A 17,294-nucleotide genomic window follows, 5' to 3' on the forward strand; every position below is an offset into this window, starting at 1 on the left:
CTCAAGGTTCGCTCTTCTTCTTCCGCCGCAGGAAGGCAATCGAAGCCGCGACGAGCTCGTCCACCGGCAGAAGCCCGTTCAGCGAAACCGCGGCTTCGTCCTCTCCCGGCGTCTCCAGCGCGGCGAACTGGCTTTCGACCAGGCTCGCCGGCATGAAGTGCCCCTCGCGGTTGCCGACGCGCCGATAGGCCGTCTCGCGATCGATCGCCAGATGGATGAAGACAAGAGAAGGATTGAGGCGCCGCAACTGGTCGCGATAGCGGCGTCTCAGTGCCGAGCAGGCGGCGACCGCACCCTGGTTGCCGCTGGAATTCGCCGCGACCGCGCGGCCGACCGCTTCCAGCCAGCCGGCGCGGTCCTCATCCGTCAGAGGCTGGCCGCTTGCCATCTTGGCGACGTTTTCGGGCGGGTGCAGCGCGTCTCCTTCCACGAAGGCGACACCCAGCGCCGCGGCAAGCGCGGATCCGACCGAGCTTTTGCCGCAGCCCGTCACGCCCATGACCACCGCCGGCGGTGTTCCGTTATCCAGAGGTCCCCTCCCCTTCGCGCAGTGCAGGAATCGCGGGCTTCGGTACCGAATCCGCCCGTTCCATCGCGGCGACACGATAGAGAAGACGGCGCCGCGAATCCAGCATTGGAAGGCAAGACCATGGCGGCTGGGAATGGCAGGGCGTCTGGCCCAAGTGATCGACCTTGCAGCGCCCTTGTTGCCGGCAGTGCCGATCATATAGAGGCATGATGCCGATCCAGTTTGCCGGCGACCCGGCATCGGCTACAGCCACGGTTTCGAAAGCACCGACATGACAGCCCAGACCAGCACCGCGCCGCTCGCCCCGGCATCCGATACCACACGGCTCGGCATCATCGTCATGATCGTGGCGATCCTGCTCTTCGCGCTGAACGATGCGATGGGCAAGTGGCTGGTCGCGACCTACACAATCGGCCAGGTGCTTCTCATCCGCAGCGCGGCCGCGCTTGCCATTCTCGCGCCCTTTCTCTGGAAGGGTGGACTGCGCCCGCTGGTCCAGGTGGAGCGGCCCGGCCTCCAGTTCCTGCGCGTTCTCTTCTCCACCGGCGAGGTCTACGGCTTCTATTTCGCCGTCGCCTATCTCCCGCTCGCGGACGTGATGACCTACTGGCTCGCCGCCCCCATCTATGTCGCAGCGCTCTCGCCCCTTCTTCTGGGCGAGCGGGTCGGCTGGCGACGCTGGGTGGCGATCTTCGTCGGGTTCGTCGGCGTGATCATCGCGCTCGACCCCTCGGCCGCCGCGCTTACGCCCCCGGCCGTCATCTCCATTGTCGGCAGCTTCGCCTTCGCCTTCATGCTTCTTTCCTCGCGCGCGCTACGCGCCACACCGGACAGGACGCTGGTCTTCTGGCAAATCGTCGGCGCGGGGCTCATCGGCCTGGTCACCGCCCCCTTCGGCTGGGTCACGCCGACGGGCACGGACTTTCTTCTGCTCGCCCTGCTCGGCGTCGTGGCCATGCTGGCGCATGTGGGCGTCAACCGGGCCATGAAACTCGCCGATGCCGCCACCGTCGCGCCGTTCCAATACATGCTGCTGCTTTGGGCGGTCGTGTTCGGCTGGGCGTTCTTCGGCGACATCCCGCGCCTGGAAATCCTGATCGGCGGCGCGATCATCGTGGCCGCCGGCCTGTTCATCTTCTTCCGCGAGAGGAAGGTGACGGCTCCCGTGGTGGCGGAGCATTAAGACCGAGGCATCCGGCCGCTCAGCCCCGCAGAAAACCCGTGTCACAGGGTATTTCGACCGAGTTGCCGGCATCGCTCACGAGCCGCAGGCCCGTACCGGTCGGTTCGACCGCCTCCACCGAACGCCATCCTTCCGGCAGGGCGACGCCACCGATGACGTTGCGCACGGAAACGGAGCCGCCAGGCACAAGGTCCAATGCCGTCGGAATGCCTGCACGCGACAGCGGGTTCTCCGCAATCGAGCCGCGATGGCCGGCACCGCCGAAGCTGCGCCCTTCCTCGATGCCGAGCACGCCCACGTGGCGCCCGTTCCATGGCGCATAGTCACGCCCGGCATTGGAGAACCACAGCATGGTTACGGGAAGCTCGGCCGGATTCTTGAGGCTCAGGAAGATTTCCCCCGCGTCGCGGCGCACCGCCGCCGCCCAGCCCAGCGCGTTGCCTGGCCGCTCTACGAGCATGACGAACTCCTCGTGGCGTTCCGCCGGCGGATACTCGCGCAGATCGACAAGGCGGCCGTCCGCGCGAGGAAGGGCGGTAAGCTCCTCGAACCGGGCGGGATAGGCGAGCGCCGAACGGCCGCGGTCCGGATCCCCTTCAAGCGGCTTCGGAGGCGTCTCGCCCCAAGCCTTGGGCGAGAAGGAGAGCCGCCCGCCGGCAGGTCCGAAGCGCGTCATGGCGTGGTTGGCGACGGGAATTCGCCCCTCACCGCCGATGAAGATATGGCGCTCGTAGAGGAAGGCGTGGCCATCGCGCAGGGTGAAGTGCTTTTCCAGCCGGGCTCCCAGGATGTCGCGCTTCAAAGCGAAGCGCGCGGTCACCGTATCGCCCCCTCGCCCAGTCGAAAGATGGTCCCATTCGCTGTTTGCCGGCCAGCCGTGCGGCGGTCCCGGCTCCAGGTCGCTCGCCGAAAAGGGAGCACAGAAGAAATCCCCGGAAAGCCAGCGCACATTGGCGGGGATGTCCTCATCCCGCGCGGTCCCGTCGTCATCAACCCAAGGCGCAATGTGCAGCGGCCGGATCGTACGGCCGTTCTGCTCTATGGAGAATTCACGAATATGGCCAACCCGCAGATCGACCGTGACGGCGATCCCCTCGGCCTCGAACCTGCAGAACCGCTCCACGCTTATTCCCCCCGGACGATCAGACCGCCATCAACGCGCACGATCTCGCCCGTGATGAAGGAGGAGCGGTCGCTCGCGAGGAACAGGACGAGCTCGGCGACCTCCTCCGGCTGGCCGAAGCGGCCGAGCGGATGGGCGTTGTTCCAGGTCTGGATCAATTTCTGCGGATCGGGATGCTCGGCGAAGACCTTCTCGTTGAGCGGCGTCATGATCGTGCCCGGCGCAACCGCGTTGACGCGGATCTTGTGCGGTGCAAGCTCGACGGCAGCCTGTTGGGTGAGCGCGTTGATGCCGCCCTTGGCAGCCGCATAGGCGGCCCAGCCCTTGAAGCCTGCCAGGGCCTGCACGGAAGACATGTTGACGATCGATCCCCCGCCACGCCTGCGCATCTCGGGGATGCACACGCGCATGCCGCGCCAGACGCTGGTGAGATTGGTGTCGATCACCGTGTTCCAGTTCTCCTCGTCGATCTCGTCCACCACGCCCCGGATGCCGCGCGCGGCATTGTTGACGAGAATGTCGATGCCGCCGAACGCATCCACCGCAGTGCGTGCCGCCTTCTCCATGTCGGCGTAGCGGGTGACGTCGGTCTCTACGAAAGCCGCCCTGCCGCCGGCAGCCTCCACCTCCCGATGAGCGGGCTCCCCGGCTTCGGTATCGATGTCGGCGATCACGACCGCCGCGCCTTCGCGGGCAAGGGCGAGCGCACAGGCCTTGCCGATGCCCATCGCCGCCCCGGTTACCAGAGCCACCCGTCCGGCGAGTTCCTTGCCGCTCATGATCTTCTCTCCCTGACAGCCTTCAGCCGCGAGTTGTCCGCTCGATTCCGCCCATGGTTCAGCATACCCATCTATCGGCGCCGACCGCGAGTCGGTCAACACGGAACAATCGAGTGATCGGGAGACATCTGCGTTTCCACGCTACCAAATGGCGAGGCGCGGCCTTATCATGGCCATCACCGTCTTGCTCAATCATTTCTTTGCATGAGGAGGAGTCGCGGATGATCCTGCCGGAGAAGCGCCCGACGATCAAAGCCGTGCCGGCGTCCGAGGGCCAAGAGACGCGAAACCGCGGCACGGCGTTGAAGCCCGAATGGTTCGAGGATGCGGCGGTGAACCTGTCCGCCGCCGAGCGCAGGGCCGCGACGCTGACCACGCGGCGCACGGTGAAGAAGGAATGGCAGGCGGCCTGGCTGGTGCGGGCCATCACCTGCGTCGACCTCACCACGCTTGCCGGCGACGATACGGCCGGCCGCGTGCGCCGGCTCTGCGCCAAGGCGAAAAAGCCGCTTTCCGATGAACTGCAGGCGGCGCTCGGCCTTGCCGAGGAGCGCATCACCGTGGGCGCGGTCTGCGTCTATCCCACCATGGTGCCCCATGCGGTGAAGGCGCTGCAGGGGTCCGGCATCCCGGTCGCCTCCGTCGCGACCGGGTTCCCGGCAGGCCTCACGCCCCTGCCCCAGCGCCTTGCAGAAATCCACTACGCTGTGGAGCAAGGAGCGGAGGAGATCGACATCGTGATCACCCGCGAGCACGTGCTGACGCAGAACTGGCGTGCGCTCTACGACGAAGTGCGCGCCATGCGCGAGGCCTGCGGGCATGCGCATCTGAAGGCCATCCTCGCCACCGGTGACCTCGCCACGCTGCGCAATGTCTATCGCGCCTCGATGGTGGCCATGCAGGCCGGCGCCGACTTCATCAAGACCTCCACCGGCAAGGAGGAGGTGAATGCCATCCTGCCCGTCGGGCTCACCATGGTGCGCGCCATCCGCGACTATCAGGAATTCTCCGGCGAGGTCGTAGGCTTCAAACCGGCGGGCGGCATGCGGACCGCCAAGGACGCGCTCGCCTGGCTGATCCTCATGAAGGAGGAACTGGGGACCGCCTCGACCATGCCCGACCGCTTCCGCCTGGGCGCCAGCTCCATGCTGGCCGACATCGAAAGGCAGCTCGAACACTTCGCCACCGGGCGCTACTCCGCGTCCTACCGGCATCCGATGGCTTGAGGCAGCAGTCCATGGAGCAGATCAGGGATATCATGCGCACGATGGAGTACGGGCCGGCCCCGGAAGCAAACGAGGATGTGACGGCCTGGCTCAAGGCGCGCGCCTCCGGCATCGGCCACTTCATCGGCGGGACATTCACCTCGTCCAAGGGCGGAGAAAGCTTCGTCACCATCAACCCGGCGACCGAGGCGGAGCTCGCGCGGGTGGCACGGGGCACGGCGGCCGATGTGGACGCCGCTGTGAAGGCCGCGCGCGCAGCCTCTCCCAAATGGGCAGCACTCTCCGGCCACGAGCGGGCGCGCTATCTCTATGCCATCGCCCGGCACATCAAGAAGCGCGAGCGCTTCTTCTCCGTGCTCGAAAGCATGGACAACGGCAAGCCGATCCGCGAGACGCGCGACATCGACATCCCGCTTGCGGCCCGCCATTTCTACCACCACGCCGGCTGGGCGGAGATGGTGGAAAGCGAGTTCGAGGGCTTTTCGCCGGTGGGTGTCTGCGGGCAGATCATCCCGTGGAACTTCCCGCTCCTGATGCTCGCCTGGAAGATCGCCCCGGCGCTCGCCGCCGGCAACACGGTGGTGCTGAAGCCGGCCGAATTGACGCCGCTCACGGCCGCCGCGTTCGCGGAGGTGTGCCTTGCGGTGGGGCTGCCTGCGGGCGTGGTCAACATCGTCGATGGCGACGGGCGCACGGGTGCGGCGATCTGCGAGCACGAGGACATCGACAAGATCGCCTTCACCGGCTCGACGGAGGTGGGCCGCATCATCCGCGAGCAGCTTGCAGGCTCGGGCAAGAAGCTGTCGCTGGAGCTCGGCGGCAAGTCGCCCTTCATCGTCTTCGAGGACGCCGACCTCGACGGCGCGGTGGAAGGCGTTGTGGACGCCATCTGGTTCAACCAGGGCCAGGTCTGCTGCGCGGGCTCGCGCCTCATCGTGCAGGAAGGCGTTGCCGAGCGCTTCTACGACAAGCTGCGCCGGCGCATGGAGACGCTGCGTGTCGGCTCGCCGCTCGATAAGAGCGTCGATGTCGGAGCGATCGTGTCGGCGGAGCAGCTTGAGCGCATCACCTCGCTCGTGAAAAAGGGCGAGGAGGAAGGCGGCACGCTCTGGCGCGCCGAAGGTGCACTGCCGGAAAAGGGCTTCTTCTTCCCGCCCGCCTTCTTCACCGAGGTGGATCCGGCGGCGACCGTGTGCAACATGGAGATTTTTGGCCCTGTGGCCGTCGCCATGACGTTCCGCACGCCGGCCGAGGCGGTGGCGCTCGCCAACAACACGCGCTACGGGCTCGCCGCCTCCATCTGGTCGGAGAACATCAACCTCGCGCTGGACACGGCCGCCAAGGTGAAGGCCGGCGTGGTGTGGGTGAACTGCACCAACATGCTCGACGCGGGCGCGGGCTTCGGCGGGTATCGCGAGAGCGGTTTCGGCCGTGAAGGCGCACGCGAGGGGCTTTATGAATATCTCGTCAGCGATGTCGAGAAAGCGCTGAAGCCGGCCAAGGAGCCGGCTCCCTTCAAGCCGCACGGCGCGGCGGAGGAGGAACGGCGCTTCGCTAGCCTTGACCGCATCGACCGCACGGCGAAGATGTATATTGGCGGCAAACAGGCGCGGCCGGACGGCGGCTATTCCTATGACGTGCCGGGCAAAGGCGGCGCTGTCATCGGCCAGGCGCCGCTCGGCAACCGCAAGGACATCCGCAACGCCGTCGAGGCGGCGGCAAAGGCCGGCTCATGGGGCGGTGTCACCGCGCACAACCGCGCGCAGGTGCTCTACTATGTGGGCGAGAATCTCGACGCCCGGCGCGAGGAGTTCATCCTGCTTCTTTCCTCGAGCACGGGCCAGAACGCCAAGGCGGCAGCGGCCGAATTCGACGTGGCGCTCAGGCGCATCTTCTACTACGCAGCGCAAGCCGACAAATATGACGGCGCGGTGCATGCCACGAAGTCGCGGCACGTGACGCTCGCCATGAACGAGCCCTGGGGCGTGATGGGCGTCGTCGCGCCGGAGGAGGCGCCGCTCGCCGCCTTCGTTTCGCTCGTGCTGTCGGCGATCGCCATGGGCAACCGTGTGGTCGCGATCCCCTCCACGCGGCATCCGCTGATCGCCACCAATCTCTACCAGGTGTTCGACACGTCCGATGTGCCGGGCGGCGTGGTGAACATCGTCACCGGCGAGAAGGACGTGCTGGCGAAGACGCTCGCCGAGCACGACGAGGTCGCGGCCATGTGGTATTTCGGCTCCAAGGAAGGCGGCGCCATGGTCGAGCGCGCCTCCTGCGGCAACCTCAAGGCCACATGGGTGAGCGGCGGCAAGACGCGCGACTGGCTCGACGACCGTCAGGCCAAGGGGCGCGAGTTCCTGCGCCGGGCCACACAGGTCAAGAACATCTGGGTGCCCTACGGGGAATGAAGCCTACGGGCACATACATCTGACCGCTGGTGGTGTGGACATGTTCAGGCGTCATCCCCGGGTCAAGCCCGGGGATGACGAGGAGGAGAGGTTTCCGCATATCCCCAGCGTTGGCGATTGGCCTGCAATCGTCGTCCTCGGGCTTGACCCGAGGATCCATGCCTGAACGGTCCAAAGGGCACAACGGTCAAGGCAAGGCTATTGGCAATGAGATTCGCCTCCCGCAGGGCGGGAGGCGATCACCGTGTGGCAATCAGGCGCTACTGCGGTGACCCGACATTCCTCACGATGATCGGCGTCAGCAGGTCACCCCAGTTGCCGCTTCCACCGTGGTGACGGGCGGTGCGGATGAGTTCGACCGACAGGCCCGCCTGCACCGCCTCCACCACTGCCTGGTTGAGGCGGTGCAGGTCGTTCGCAACCCGGCGCATTGCCGCCTGCTGCGCATCGTCCATCGTGGTCGCCTGGGCCTCGACGCGCTCCTTGACAGAAATTTTCATACCTGTCTCCATTCGTTCCGCTATTCAGCGGCCTCGGTGAATTGGTCATGCTCGGTGGAGCCGTGCATGGCGGTCGTGGAGGACTGGCCTCCCGTGATCGCCAGCGACACGGCATCGAAATAGCCCGTGCCCACCTCGCGCTGATGCTTCGTAGCCGTGTAGCCGCGCGCCTCGGCGGCGAACTCGGCCTCCTGCAATTCGGCATAGGCGGCCATCTGCCGGTCGCGGTATCCGCGCGCCAGCTCGAACATGCCGTAATTGAGCTGGTGGAATCCGGCGAGCGTGATGAACTGGAACTTGTAGCCCATGGCGCTAAGCTCCCGCTGGAACTTGGCGATCGTCGCGTCCTCCAGGTTCTTCTTCCAGTTGAAGGATGGCGAGCAGTTATAGGCCAGCATCTTGCCCGGATGGTGCTTGTGCACGCCCTCGGCGAATTTCCGCGCCTGCTCCAGATCCGGCTTCGAGGTCTCGCACCAGATGAGGTCGCTGTAGGGCGCATAGGCCACAGCCCGCGCAATGCACGGTTCCAGCCCGTTCTTTACGCGGTAGAATCCTTCGACTGTCCGCCCCGCCTCATAATCCACGAATGGCTGGTCGCGCTCGTCTATATCGGAGGTGATGAGCTTCGCGGCCTCCGCATCCGTGCGGCAGATGATCAGTGAAGGCACGCCGATCACATCCGCGGCGAGCCGCGCCGCCGTCAGGTTGCGGATATGGGCTGCAGTGGGGATCAGCACCTTTCCGCCAAGGTGGCCGCACTTCTTTTCCGATGCAAGCTGGTCTTCGAAGTGCACGCCTGCCGCGCCGGCTTCGATATAGGCCTTCATGATCTCGAAGGCGTTGAGCGGCCCCCCGAAGCCAGCTTCGGCGTCCGCAACGATCGGCGCGAACCAGGTCTCGACCGAGAGCCCCTTCCTTTCCGCCGCCTCGATCTGATCGGCGCGCTGGAGCGTGCGGTTGATGCGCCGCGCCAGTTCCGGCCCGGCGTTGGCGGGATAGAGCGACTGGTCGGGATACATGGCCGAGGCGGTGTTGGCATCCGCCGCCACCTGCCAGCCGGAAAGATAGATCGCCTTCAGCCCGGCGCGAACCATCTGCATGGCCTGATTGCCCGAAAGCGCGCCCAGCGCATTCACGAACTCCTCCTCGCGGAGCAGCTTCCAGAGCCGGTTCGCACCTTCCTCCGCCAGCGTGTGCCTGATGGCCACCGAGCCGCGCAGCCGGCGCGCATCTTCGGCCGTATAAGTCCGCTCGATACCGTCGAAACGGCCTTGCGGCGCCGAGGGAACCAGATTGTAAAAATCAGTCATTCAGATCTCCATTTATTCTTTGTCGAACTGGTTGGCTGCCAGCGCCGGAAAGCGCGTTGCTCTCTATGACAGGATTTACGGCAGGAACTCCGGAGAAGCATAGCGGCGCATCGCCAGATTTCCCGGATTTCGGGTGAATTTGTCCGGAATTTCACTGTCGGCGGCGGTAAACTTGTAAAAAATGTAAAAGCGATTCCCGAGTGCCGCGAAGCGCTGTAAAAGGCTGTAAAGCGAGGACGTCGATGAGCACCCAGAAAATCTTTGCAGGCGCGCGCATACGGCGGGTCCGGCTCGCCAAGGGCCTCAGCCAGACGGCCATGGCAGAGGGGCTGGGCATCTCGCCTTCCTATCTGAACCTCATCGAGCGCAACCAGCGCCCGCTGACGGTGCAGCTCATCCTCAAGCTGGTGTCGGTCTACAAGGTCGATCCGGACGAGCTGCAGGCGGAGACCGGCGCCTCTCTCGCCGCCCTGCGGGAGGTCTTCTCCGATCCGCTTCTTTCAGGCGAACTCCCCGGCGAAAGCGAATTGCTGGACTTGGCCGACGCAGCCCCCAATGCCGCAGCGGCGCTGATCAAGCTCTACCGGGCCTATCGCGAGCAGACGGCCCGCCTGTCGGACCTTTCCGAGATGCTTTCGCGCGAGGGTCGTTCGGCCGCCGTTTCCGCCGCGCGCCTGCCGGTGGACGAGGTGCGCGACGCATTCGAGAGGCGCCCCAACCACTTCCCCGCTCTCGAGGAGGAGGCGGAAGCGTTTCACCGCCTGCTCGACTCCTCGGCGGACCTTTCCACCGCGCTCAAGGCTTGGTTCTCCCGCGAGCACGGCATCAGCGTGCGGGTGCTGCCGGCGGCAACCATGCCGAACTGGCGCCGGCGCTACGACCGTCATTCGCAACGCCTGTTCATCTCCGAACGCTTGTCGCCGGCCGACCAGTTGCGCGAGATCGCCATCGAGGGATCGCTCATCCGCATGCGCGCGGCGGTCGCCATCGAGGTCGAGGCTCTCAAGCTCAACACGGACGAGGCGAAACGGCTCGCCCGTTTCGAGCTTGGCCGCTATGCAGCGCACGCGCTGATGATGCCCTACGAGCCCTTTCTCACGGCAGCCGAACGGGCGCGCTACGACATCGCCGTGCTTGCCGCGCGTTTCCAGGTCTCTTTCGAGCAGGCGGCGAACCGCCTCACCACGGTTGTGCGAAACGGTGCGGCGGGCGTGCCCTTCTTCCTGATCGAGATCGATGCGGCGGGAAACAGATTGCGGCGCGCGGGCGCGCAGGGATTCCCGCACAGCAGCTTCGGCGGCGGCTGCCCGAAGCTTGCCGCCCATGCCGCCTTCGCCCAGCCCGGCCAGGTTCTGACAGAGGCCGTCGCGATGCCGAATGGCGATGCATTCCTGACGCTGGCGCGCACCGTGGACGGCCCGCAGGCCGCATATGCCGAGCGGCCGCGCCGCACGGCCCTGCTCATCGGCTGCAGCCTCGCCCACAAGGACCGCGTCGTCTATGGCGCCGCCCTTCCCGCAAACGCGAATTTGGCGACGCCCGTCGGCCCTGCCTGCAGGCTTTGCGAGCGCCAGGGATGCCTCGAGCGCGCGGAACCGCCGCTTACCCGCCCGCTGGGACTGGACGAGATGGTGACGGGGTTCAGCGTCTACGATTTCCAGTGAGGCTTCAGCCGGCAAACCGTTCGAGCGCCCGGCGGAACAGCGCGGCGTCGACATTGCCGCCCGAGGCGACCACGATCACCGTATCTCCTTCGACCTCCCCGCCATGGAAGAGCGCGGCTGCGAGCGCCACCGCACCACCCGGTTCGACCACGATCTTGAGCCGGTCGAAGGCGAGCGCCATCGCGTGCAGGGCCTCCTCGTCGGTGACGACGATGCCCGCGCCGCACAGCCGCTTCATGATGGGGAAGGTGATCCTGCCCGGCGAGGGCGTGACGATCGCGTCGCAGATCGAGCCCGCCATTGCCGGGTTGCGCTCGATCTCGCCGGAAGCGAGCGAACGGGTCACGTCGTCAAAGCCCTCGGGCTCGCATGGGCGCGGCTTCAGCCCGGGGGCACGCGCCTCCAGGGCCAGCGCGATGCCGGAGATCAGGCCGCCACCCCCGCAGGGGATGAGCACCGCCGCCCGGTCCACGCCGGCCTCCATCGCCTGCTCGGCCAGCTCCAGCCCGATCGTGCCCTGGCCCGCGATCACGAGCGGCTCGTCGAAGGGCTTGATCAGCGTCAGCCCTCTTTCTGCGGCCAGCCGCGCGCCGATCGCGTCGCGATCCTCCGTGGCGCGGTCATAAAGCACCACCTCGGCGCCATAGGCGCGCGTGTTTTCGAGTTTCAGCCTCGGAGCATCCGAGGGCATGACGATGACGGACGGAATGCCGTGCATGCGCGCCGCCAGCGCCACGCCCTGGGCGTGATTGCCCGAGGAAAAGGCGATGACACCCTTCGCCCGCACGGCCGGATCGAGCCCCGAGATCGCCGACCACGCGCCACGGAACTTGAAGGAGCCGGTGTGCTGAAGGCATTCGGGCTTGACGAGGACATGACGCCCAGCGATCTCGTCAAGAAAGGGCGAGGCAAGAAGCGGCGTGCAGCGCGCACGCCCGGCAAGGCGGGTGCGTGCGGCTTCTATCATGGCGATATCGGTCATGGGTCCGCAATCCTTGAGATGGAGCGTGAGTCAGGCAGGCGCACCATGCCTATCGCGAAGCACGGGCTCTGTCATCTCCCTTCCCGGACGAAGCCGGGCGCCGGATCAGTGAGGCGGAGCGATGCGCTGCCCGCTTGCGGCATCGAAGAGATGAGCCTTCTCGGCGGCGACCTGTAGTCTCAACCGATCGCCGGTGCGCATCGCGACGCGATCGCGAAGCTGTGCGGAGATCACCTGCTCGCCGATGCGGGCCTGGATGAAGGTTTCCGAGCCTGTGGGCTCCACATTGGTCGCCACCGCCTCGATTCCATCGTCTCCTTCGCCCAAGCCGATGTGCTCCGGCCTGATGCCGTAGACCACCTTTCCGCCCGCCCTCCGGATCCCGGCGGGGAGGACCGCTCCGCCGGGAAGGCGCACGGCGCCCTGCTCCATTTCGCCTTCCAGCAGGTTCATGGCCGGCGAGCCGATGAAGCTCGCGACAAAGGTGTTGTTCGGCCGGTCGTAGAGTTCGAGCGGCGCCCCCACCTGCTCCACGATGCCGTCCCGCATCACCACGATCCGGTCGGCCATGGTCATGGCCTCGATCTGGTCATGCGTCACATAGACCGTGGTGGTACGGATGCGGGCATGGATATCCTTCAGCTCGGCACGCATCTGCACACGCAGCTTGGCATCGAGGTTGGAGAGCGGCTCGTCGAACAGGAAGACCTGCGGGTTGCGCACGATCGCCCGCCCCATGGCGACGCGCTGGCGCTGACCGCCGGAAAGCTGCCGCGGATAGCGCTCGAGATAATCGGACAGGCCGAGGATCTTGGCCACTTCGCGGACGCGGACGGCGATCTCCTCCTTCGGCGTTTTCGCAAGGCGCAGCGAGAAGCCCATATTCTCCGCAACGGTCATGTGCGGATAGAGCGCATAGTTCTGGAACACCATGGCGATATCGCGGTGCTTGGGCTCCACATCGTTGATCACCCGCCCGCCGATGCTGATCGTGCCGCCGGTGATGTCCTCGAGACCGGCGATCATGCGCAGCAGCGTCGACTTCCCGCATCCGGAGGGGCCGACGAGGACGACGAAGGCACCATCCGGCACGTCGACCGAAACGCCCTTGATGGTCTCCAGCTTGCCGAAGGATTTCCGCACGTCGCGGATTTCGACCGATGCCATGTCTACCTCGTATGCTCAGCGAATGGGTGGGCAGCCTTGGCCCCCGCTACGCGGATGGCTGCAAGCAGGCTTAGTCCAGTATGGTATCCGGGGTCGAGATCGGGTGTGGCCGGTACGTAGTCCACAGGCCCTTCGGCCGTCATCGTCTGAAAGGCGATCGGCGGGTCGCCGCGCCAGTAGTGCCGGAAGAAGGCCGTATCGGCCCGCCGCCAGGCGGCCATGCTTTCGGGATTTCCGGTCAGCGACCAGGCGAGTGCCGCGGTGCGGATCGCCTCCGGCAGCGACCACCAGGGCTGGTAGGGGCTGAGCTTCTCACCGGTGGAGATCGAGACCGTCAGCGACAGGCCTGCCTCGGCAAAACCGAATCGGAGCGAGGCGAGCAGGATTTGCTCCAGAGCGCGCACCAATTGCGGGTCGCGGGAGGTCGGCGCGTAATCCAGGGCGAAGCCCGCGAACTCGATGCCGTGCCCGACATTGCAGCGGTCGTCCCCAGGTGCATCGCGCAGCAGGTATGTCGCTTGATCGAGATGCCGCTCGATCACATGGGCGATGAAGCGCTCCGCGAATGCCGCGTGACCACCCAGGTCCAGCCGCTCCAGCATGCCGGCCGCGCCGAGCAGGATCATGCGCGGGCCGAAATCGTCCGCTTGGGTCTCCAGCGCGACAGGGCCGAGCTCGGCCTGTTCATTCATCTGGAACCGGCCCTCCTCGATCGCGGCGATCACGCGGTGAAAATAATCGAGATGGCCGGGCAGGTCGTCGGGCCGATAACGGTGCGCCGCCGCGATCAGCCCCTTGGCCGCGAAGGCATCCGAATAGGTGAAGATCCCGCCCGCGGGCTTTTGCCCGACGACTGCGCCGTCCCCTTCCGCGCGCAGGGGCCGCATGTCCGCATCGTAGCGGAAATAGATATGCCCGTCGGCGCTCTGAAGCTCCTTCAGGAGCCCATAGAGCCGCATCCCCGTCTCATCGAGTTTCTGCGCGAGCTCCGGCTGGCGGTCGGCGAAGAAGGCGGCGTGGGTGGCGATCGCCTCCAACCCGCGCCCCTGGATCCAGCCATAGGTAAAGTCCGGCCCGCGCAGGCCGTCGGCGCGGGTGTAATCGGCAAGCGTGAGGCTGCTGAGCTTCGTGTCGAGGAAGCCGCGGCCGAGCGGTTCCCGGTCGAGCATCCAGCCGAGCGTGCCGGCATTGGCGCTTTCGTAGCGCCGGGCCGCGTTCTTCAGGAAAGCCTCGCTCATTCCTTCAGCCCGGTGCTTGCCACGCTCTGCACGAAGTTGCGGCGCAGGATGACGAAAAGCGTGATGGAGGGGACCAGCACCGTGGCGGATGCCGCGCTGAGCCGCCCCAGGTCCACCGTAAAGCCGGTCTGGAAGAGCGCCAGCCCCACCTCGATCGTGTAGCTCTCGCGCGTGGTGGTGACGATCATGGGCCAGGCGAAGGATGTCCAGGCCTGGAAGAAGGCCAGCACGGCAAGCGCCCCCAACGCGCCGCGCAGGAGCGGCAGGACGATGCGCCAGAAGATCCAGAACTCGCCGGCACCGTCGATGCGTGCCGCCTCCAGAAGCTCGTCCGGGATGGAATGCACGACGTTCTGGCGGATCAGGAAGATACCGAAACTCATCACCAGATAGCCGAGCAGAAGGCCCCAGGTGGAGTTCAGGACGCCCAGCATCTGCGCCTGGAAATAGAGGGGGATCATATAGACCTCGAAGGGCACGATGGCCGTTGCGAGGATGATCACGAAGATGACGTTGAGCGAGCGGAAGCGGAACTTCGCCAGCACATAGCCGGAGATCGCCGAGGTCGCCACGATGGCGATCATGGAGAGCACGGCAAAGGCAAGGCTGTTGAAGATCCAGCGCGCCAGCGGCGTGTCGGCCAGGACAGCGCGGAAGTTCTCGACCGTCGGGTCCGCCGGGATGACGGTCGGCGGCCAGACGAGCAGTTCCTGCGGCGTCTTGAACGCATTCGAGACCAGGAAGACGAGCGGCAGGAGCATGAGAAGAGAGAAGGCGAACAGAAAGATATCGATCGCCAGATTGACGAGCCGGCCGCGTGCGCGCATGCCTCCCCTCGCCTTCACGCCCGTTTCGCTGGTGGCACTCACCGCCGTCACGACCGCCCTCCCTTCTCGCGCAGTAGGCCGAACTGGATGAGGGTCAGCACAAGCACGATCGCAAGGAGCACCACGGCCTCCGAGGCCGCATAGCCGACCCGGTAGTTGCGGAAGCTGTTCTCCAGCATGTCGAGCACGAGCACCCGCACCTGGCGGCCCGGCGCGCCCTGCGAGTCCGAGGCGAGCACGAAGGCCTGCGCATAGACATTGAACCCGGAGATCAGGGTAACGACGGACACATAGAGCGTGATCGGCTTCAGCAACGGCACCGAGACGTGCCAGAAGCGCTGGATTCCGGTCGCGCCATCGAGCTTGGCCGCCTCAAAAAGAGAGAGCGGCAGGTTCTTGAAGCCGACCAGGTAGATGAGCACCGCATAGCCCAGCGCCTGCCAGGAGCAGAGAACGATGATGCAGATCACCGACAACACCGGATCGAAGAGCCAGGCCTGCGCCGGGATGCCGAAATACTGAAGCAGCGCATTCAGCGGCCCGAGCTTGGCGTCGAAGATCCATTTCCAGGCCATCGCCGCCGGCACCAGCGAGACGACATGGGGAATGAAGATCGCGGTCTCGTAGAAACCGGAGAAGCGCGATTGCGTCCGGTGGTGGATGAGGGCCGCAATAACCAGCGCCAGCGGGATGGTGACCGCCAGGACGCCGAAGGCGATGATCGAGGTGTTCACCAGCGCGTCAAGGAACAGCCGGTCGTGGAAGAGCTCACGGAAATTGTCGAGGCCGATGAACGGCTTGTTCTTGGACAGGATGTCCCATTTGTGCAGGCTCAGCCGCAGCGTCTCTCCGATCGGATAGATGCGCACCCAGGCGAAGATCGCGAGCGTCGGCAGGAACGCCAGCATCGCGAAGCGCCATCGTTTCCGCTGCAGCATGTGCTTTCCCGTGAAGGTGACCCGTTACGGCCAGGGCGGCCGGACGGCCGCCCTGGAACGATCTCGTTATCGAAGGCCGGCTATTCGGCCAGCAAGCCCTCGCGGCTGAGGATGTTGTTCGTTTCCTCCGCGGCCGAGGCGAGGAAGGCGTCGATCGCCGCATCGTCCTTCGCCAGATTCGCATTGCCGAAGGCGTTGGTGAGCTGGCCCGCAAGCCGCGTCAGCACTTCCTCGATCGGGCCAATGGCCGGCAACGTGAAGAACTCGTAGCCTTCCGGATAGTCCACGAACGCAGCGAAGGCGGGAACACGGTCCGTGACCACCGAATAGTCGACGCCGGAACGGTTCGGCAGCCAGCCTACGTTGTCCAGCAGCCAGATGAGGTTCTCCGGCTCGTTGGCGGCAAGCGTGAAAGCCCAGGCGGCCTCCGCATCCTCGCCCTCGACGGAGTTCACGTATAGATTCGTCGGCAGGGCGATCGAGCCGCGGGGCAGCGGAGCTGTCGCGTAATTGAGGTCGGGCGCCTTGGCGGCGATGTCGCCGATCACCCAGGATTCCCGGATGAACATGGCCGTCTGCCCGCGCTCGAAGGCCTCCGCATCGGCCGGCATCTCGGGCGTGACGGTCTTCAGCACATGGACGTTTTCCAGATACTGCTTCAGCGCCTTGCGGCCGGCCTCATTGGCGTAATTGGCGCGCCACTTGCCATCGCCCGCTTCCTCGATCACCGAGCCGCCATACTGGAAAAGGTTGATCCAGAACTTCTCCGCGATCCCCTGCCCGCCGCCGGAAAGCCGCAGGCTCCAGCCGGAAACGGTGGGGTTGCCGTTCGCATCCCGCTGGGTGAGCTTCTCGGCGTAATCGGTGTACTCTTCCATGGTCTGCGGCGGCTCCGTCAGCCCCGCCGCCTCGAACATGTCGACATTGTAGAAGAGCGCGCCCTGGCCGCGGAACAGCGGGACGCCATAGACCGTACCGCCCTTCCCCGCCGTATCGACGAAGAAGGCGTCGAAATTGGCCGGGTCGCTCACGAAGGAGGCCACGTTCTCCGGCGCGGCCGGCAGCAGATCGTTCTCGATATAGCGGCTGGCGGTGGAGCCAGCCAGCTCGATGACCGTGACGCCGGCGGAGCCGGAGGTGAGCCCCAGCGCGATCCGCTTCTCGTGCTCGCGCAGGGCGATCGCTTCCACGTTCACCTGCAGGTCGGGATATTCATCCTTCAGGGATTCCGCCACGTGCTCATAGAAGGGAGCCATCTCGGGATAGCCGCTCCACACCGTGATGGTCTGCGCGCTCACCGCCGTGGCTGTGATGGAAAGTCCCGCCGCCACGGCGAGCGCCAGCGGCGTTCCCGTGAAGCTCGCCATGAAGGATCGTGAATTGCGTGCCCTCTGCGCTCTCATCTTTTGCTCTCCCT

At 65.8% G+C, this 17,294-nt stretch carries 15 protein-coding genes; 4 read left to right on the top strand and 11 right to left on the bottom strand.

The features are described 5' to 3' along the window. Position 1: 1 nt before the first annotated feature. Complete coding sequence (locus PVE73_RS22200; protein WP_277364331.1) at positions 2-499, bottom strand: gluconokinase; 498 nt, start codon at positions 497-499, stop codon at positions 2-4. Between the two features lie 301 nt (positions 500-800). Here PVE73_RS22200 and PVE73_RS22205 point away from each other — a divergent pair, with 301 nt between their 5' ends. Continuing rightward, entirely contained in the window at positions 801-1,712 is a 912-nt protein-coding gene (locus PVE73_RS22205; protein ID WP_277364332.1) for a DMT family transporter, read from the top strand. Positions 1,713-1,731: 19 nt separating this feature from the next. Here the strand turns inward: PVE73_RS22205 and PVE73_RS22210 are convergent, their stop codons facing one another. Next, complete coding sequence (locus tag PVE73_RS22210) at positions 1,732-2,835, bottom strand: hypothetical protein (protein WP_277364333.1); 1,104 nt, start codon at positions 2,833-2,835, stop codon at positions 1,732-1,734. A 2-nt stretch (positions 2,836-2,837) separates the two neighbouring features. Continuing rightward, the gene (locus tag PVE73_RS22215) at positions 2,838-3,614 is read right to left on the bottom strand and encodes an SDR family NAD(P)-dependent oxidoreductase (RefSeq protein ID WP_277364334.1); all 777 of its coding nucleotides are present in this window, start codon (positions 3,612-3,614) and stop codon (positions 2,838-2,840) included. 221 nt (positions 3,615-3,835) lie between these two features. Here PVE73_RS22215 and deoC point away from each other — a divergent pair, with 221 nt between their 5' ends. Next, a complete protein-coding gene (deoC, locus tag PVE73_RS22220; protein WP_277364335.1) occupies positions 3,836-4,840 on the top strand; it encodes a deoxyribose-phosphate aldolase in 1,005 nt (334 codons plus the stop codon). An 11-nt stretch (positions 4,841-4,851) separates the two neighbouring features. Next, positions 4,852-7,251: an aldehyde dehydrogenase family protein gene (locus tag PVE73_RS22225; RefSeq protein ID WP_277364336.1), complete on the top strand. Its 2,400-nt coding sequence runs from the start codon at positions 4,852-4,854 to the stop codon at positions 7,249-7,251. A gap of 260 nt (positions 7,252-7,511) precedes the next feature. On the opposite strand, the gene PVE73_RS22230 is transcribed toward PVE73_RS22225, so the two are convergent. Further along, the gene (locus PVE73_RS22230; protein WP_277364337.1) at positions 7,512-7,751 is read right to left on the bottom strand and encodes a hypothetical protein; all 240 of its coding nucleotides are present in this window, start codon (positions 7,749-7,751) and stop codon (positions 7,512-7,514) included. 20 nt (positions 7,752-7,771) lie between these two features. Beyond that, on the bottom strand, positions 7,772-9,061 hold the full coding sequence (gene aceA, locus PVE73_RS22235) for an isocitrate lyase (RefSeq protein ID WP_277364338.1): 1,290 nt from the start codon (positions 9,059-9,061) through the stop codon (positions 7,772-7,774). Between the two features lie 242 nt (positions 9,062-9,303). On the opposite strand from aceA, the gene PVE73_RS22240 reads away from it, so the two are divergent. Then, positions 9,304-10,725: a helix-turn-helix transcriptional regulator gene (locus tag PVE73_RS22240; RefSeq protein ID WP_277364339.1), complete on the top strand. Its 1,422-nt coding sequence runs from the start codon at positions 9,304-9,306 to the stop codon at positions 10,723-10,725. 4 nt (positions 10,726-10,729) lie between these two features. Here the strand turns inward: PVE73_RS22240 and PVE73_RS22245 are convergent, their stop codons facing one another. The 6 genes from PVE73_RS22245 to PVE73_RS22270 form a co-directional block, all read right to left on the bottom strand. Continuing rightward, entirely contained in the window at positions 10,730-11,707 is a 978-nt protein-coding gene (locus tag PVE73_RS22245; protein ID WP_277364340.1) for a threonine/serine dehydratase, read from the bottom strand. 105 nt (positions 11,708-11,812) lie between these two features. After that, on the bottom strand, positions 11,813-12,874 hold the full coding sequence (gene ugpC / locus PVE73_RS22250; RefSeq protein ID WP_277364341.1) for a sn-glycerol-3-phosphate ABC transporter ATP-binding protein UgpC: 1,062 nt from the start codon (positions 12,872-12,874) through the stop codon (positions 11,813-11,815). Positions 12,875-12,876: 2 nt separating this feature from the next. Beyond that, entirely contained in the window at positions 12,877-14,112 is a 1,236-nt protein-coding gene (locus PVE73_RS22255) for a hypothetical protein (RefSeq protein ID WP_277364342.1), read from the bottom strand. Next, positions 14,109-14,939 (bottom strand): carbohydrate ABC transporter permease, encoded by an 831-nt coding sequence (locus tag PVE73_RS22260; RefSeq protein ID WP_277367549.1) that lies wholly within the window; start codon positions 14,937-14,939, stop codon positions 14,109-14,111. Before PVE73_RS22260 ends, PVE73_RS22255 begins: the two co-directional genes overlap by 4 nt. Positions 14,940-14,986: 47 nt before the next feature. After that, on the bottom strand, positions 14,987-15,877 hold the full coding sequence (locus PVE73_RS22265) for a sugar ABC transporter permease (RefSeq protein ID WP_277364343.1): 891 nt from the start codon (positions 15,875-15,877) through the stop codon (positions 14,987-14,989). Positions 15,878-15,957: 80 nt separating this feature from the next. Beyond that, complete coding sequence (locus PVE73_RS22270) at positions 15,958-17,280, bottom strand: extracellular solute-binding protein (protein WP_277364344.1); 1,323 nt, start codon at positions 17,278-17,280, stop codon at positions 15,958-15,960. Positions 17,281-17,294: the final 14 nt, after the last annotated feature.

This window comes from Chelativorans sp. AA-79 (assembly GCF_029457495.1).
In the GTDB taxonomy this organism is placed as follows: domain Bacteria; phylum Pseudomonadota; class Alphaproteobacteria; order Rhizobiales; family Rhizobiaceae; genus Chelativorans.